General features: G+C 74.4%; 3 protein-coding genes. All 3 read left to right on the plus strand.

What is annotated here, in order from left to right; all coding sequences use genetic code 11:
* Positions 1–142 precede the first annotated feature (142 nt).
* A complete protein-coding gene (locus H5J30_RS23675) occupies positions 143–1,573 on the plus strand; it encodes a hemolysin family protein (protein ID WP_181789393.1) in 1,431 nt (476 codons plus the stop codon).
* Positions 1,570–2,583: a hemolysin family protein gene (locus H5J30_RS23680; RefSeq protein ID WP_181789394.1), complete on the plus strand. Its 1,014-nt coding sequence runs from the start codon at positions 1,570–1,572 to the stop codon at positions 2,581–2,583. Before H5J30_RS23675 ends, H5J30_RS23680 begins: the two co-directional genes overlap by 4 nt.
* Positions 2,584–2,692: 109 nt before the next feature.
* Positions 2,693–3,191, plus strand: a 499-nt coding sequence (locus H5J30_RS23685; RefSeq protein WP_258563504.1) for an SGNH/GDSL hydrolase family protein, incomplete at its 3' end; no start/stop codon positions are given.

Here is a 3,191-nt window from a genome sequence, read left to right on the forward strand (position 1 = left end):
CGAGCGGGCACACCACGCGTGGCACGCCGGGGGCTACGAGCGCCAGGAGCAGTGGAGGCGCTGGGTCAAGCCGCTTGCCGCCGGCTGACTGCCGCCGCGCGACCGCCGCGGCCCTGCGTGATCATGAGACGGAGGTGACCCGATGACCGAAGTGCTGCTGCTGGTCCTGGCCCTGGCGCTCTGCCTGGCCTGCGGCCTGTTCGTGGCCGCCGAGTTCTCGCTGACGACGGTGGAGCGGGCCGAGCTGGAGCGGGCCGTGGACCGCGGCGAGCGCGGCGCGGCCGGCGCCCTGCAGGCCGTACGCAGCCTGACCTTCCAGCTCTCCGGCGCACAGCTCGGCATCACCGTCACCAACCTCGTCGTCGGCATGCTCGCCGAGCCGTCCGTCGCGGCCCTTCTCCACGGCCCGCTGCGGGCGGCGGGCGTACCGGACTCGGCCACCTCCAGCGTCGCGCTCGTGCTGGGCACGGCGCTGTCGACCGTCGTGCTCATGGTCGTCGGCGAGCTGGTGCCGAAGAACTGGGCCATCTCCCGCCCCCTGGCCATGGCCAAGAACGTCGCGGCGTTCCAGCGCACGTTCAGCGCCCTCTTCCGCCCGTTCATCCGCCACCTGAACAACACCGCCAACCGGGTGCTGCGGCTGATGGGCCTGGAGCCGGCCGAGGAGCTGGCGTCCGCGCGCAGCCCGCAGGAACTCGCCGCGCTGGCCCGGCACTCGGCGAAGAAGGGCTCGCTGGAGGCCGACACCGCCGAGCTGTTCGTCCGTACCCTGGGGCTCGCGAATCTGACGGCGGAGAACGTGATGACGCCCCGGATGCAGGTCGTCGCGCTGGACGCGGACGCCACCGTCGGGGACGTCGTCGACGCCTCCCGCGCCACCGGCCTGTCCCGCTTCCCCGTCTACCGCGGCAATCTCGACACCGTCCTCGGCTACGTGCACGTCAAGGACGTCCTCGGCATCCCCGCCGACCGCCGCTCCCGCCACCCGCTGACCCGGCTGCTGCGGGAGCCGGTGCCGGTGCCCGAGACGCTGCCCGTCGACCATCTGATGGACCGGCTGACGGACAAGCGGTCCATGGCGGTCGTGATCGACGAGTACGGCGGCACCGCCGGGGTGGTCACCATGGAGGACGTCGTGGAGGAGGTCATCGGGCAGGTGCGGGACGAGCACGACCCGCTGGAGACGCCCGACCTGCTGCCCAGCGGTGCGGCCCCGGACGGCCGGATGCTCTTCGACGCCGACGGCCGGGTGCGCCCCGACCAGCTCGCGGAGATCGGGCTGCGGGTACCGGAGGGCCCGTACGAGACGCTGGCCGGGCTCGTCGCCACCGAGCTGGGCCGCATCCCCGTCGACGGGGACGCGCTGGACGTCGGCGGCTGGCGGCTGGACGTGGTGGACGCGACCGGGCGGCGCGCGGCGCGCGTCCTGCTGCACGCCCCGCCGCCGGGCTCGGAGGCCGACGGCGCCGACGACGGTGGCGACACAAGCAGCTCGGGCGCCGGCGGCGGCAGCAGCGGCAGGGGCAAGGGCAGGGGCGGCGGCACGGCCGCCGGAAGGGGGGAGGACGGATGACCGCCGTCCAGTTGATCGTCGGCCTGCTGACGCTGGTGCTCAACGCCTTCTTCGTGGGCGCGGAGTTCGCGCTCATCTCGGTGCGGCGCAGCCAGATCGAGCCGTACGCCCAGGACGGCGACCGCCGGGCGCGCCGGGTGATCTGGGGCCTGGAGCACGTCTCCACGCTGATGGCGTCGGCCCAGCTCGGCATCACGCTGTGCACGCTGGTCCTCGGCGTCGTCGCCGAGCCGGCCATCGCGCACCTGCTGGAGCCGCTCTTCGACGCGGTGGGGGTGCCGCACGGGCTGGTGCACCCGATCTCGTTCGCCATCGCCCTGGCCGTGGCCACCTACCTGCACATGCTGCTGGGCGAGATGGTCCCGAAGAACGTGGCGCTGGCCGACCCGGTGCGCTCCGCGCTGCTGCTGGGCCCGCCGCTGGTCGCGCTCACCCGCGCGCTGCGCCCCGTCGTCTTCACCGTCAACGCCTTCGCCAACGCGCTGCTGCGGCTGCTGCGCGTGCAGACCCGCGACGAGGTCGCGGCGTCGTTCTCCGACGCCGACCTGGCCCGGATGGTCGCGGACTCCGCCGAGGCCGCGCTGCTCGACGACCGCTCCGCCGAGCGGCTGCGGGACTCGCTGGAGCTGGGCCGCCGCCCCGTGGGCGACGTGGTGGTGCCCACCGGGCACGTGGTGACCGCGCCCGTCGGCGTCACCCCGGAGGCGCTGGAGGCCCTGGCCGTGGCCTCGGGCTTCTCCCGTTTCCCGGTGGTGGACGACAGCCGCCGGATCCTGGGCTATCTGCACGTCAAGGACGCCCTCGGCGCCGCCGACCGCGAGGCGCCCTTCCCGCGTACGGCGATGCGCCGCATCGCCCGGGTGCGCGGGAGCGCGCCGCTGGACGACGTGCTGACCGCCATGCGCCGCAGCCGCACCCATCTGGCCGCGGTGACCGACGAGGAGGACCGGGTGACGGGGCTGGTGACCATGGAGGACGTGCTCCGCGAGCTGGTCGGCAGCCGGTCCTGACCTGCGGCCCGGCCGCGGGGAGGCCGGGCCGCGGCGGCGGGTAGGATCGGCGGACGTGAACGCCCGATACACCAGCTTCGTCGCGGTCGGCGACTCCTTCACCGAAGGCATGTCCGACCTCCAGCCCGACGGCTCCTACCGCGGCTGGGCGGACCTCCTCGCGGCCCGCTTCGCGGCGGCGCAACCCGGCTTCCGCTACGCGAACCTGGCCGTTCGCGGCAAGCTCATCCGCCAGATCCTCGACGAGCAGGTCGACCGGGCCGCCGCCATGGAGGCCGACGTCATCACCCTCGTCGGCGGCCTCAACGACGCGATCCGGCCGCGCTGCGACATGGACCGGGTGTGCGGCGTGCTCGAAGAGGCGGTGGCGCGGCTGGCGCCGAACTGCAAGCAGCTGGTGCTGATGCGCAGCCCCGGGCGCGACGGCCGGGTCTTGGAGCGGGTCAGGCCGCGGATGGAGCGGCTCTTCGCACACGTCGACGACCTCGCCGCGCGGCACGGCGCCCTGGTCGTCGACCTCTACGGCGCCGACGTCCTCCGCGACGTGCGGCTGTGGCACGACGACCGGCTGCACCTGACGCCCGAGGGCCACCGCCGCGTCGGCGAGG

The organism is Streptomyces phytophilus (assembly GCF_013870535.1).
GTDB lineage: Bacteria > Actinomycetota > Actinomycetes > Streptomycetales > Streptomycetaceae > Streptomyces > Streptomyces phytophilus.

What these genes read in the sequence shown, in the direction of transcription:
- H5J30_RS23675 (WP_181789393.1), top strand. Translation starts at nt 143, where the DNA reads ATGACCGAAGTGCTGCTGCTGGTCCTGGCCCTGGCGCTCTGCCTGGCC.
- H5J30_RS23680 (WP_181789394.1), top strand. Translation starts at nt 1,570, where the DNA reads ATGACCGCCGTCCAGTTGATCGTCGGCCTGCTGACGCTGGTGCTCAAC.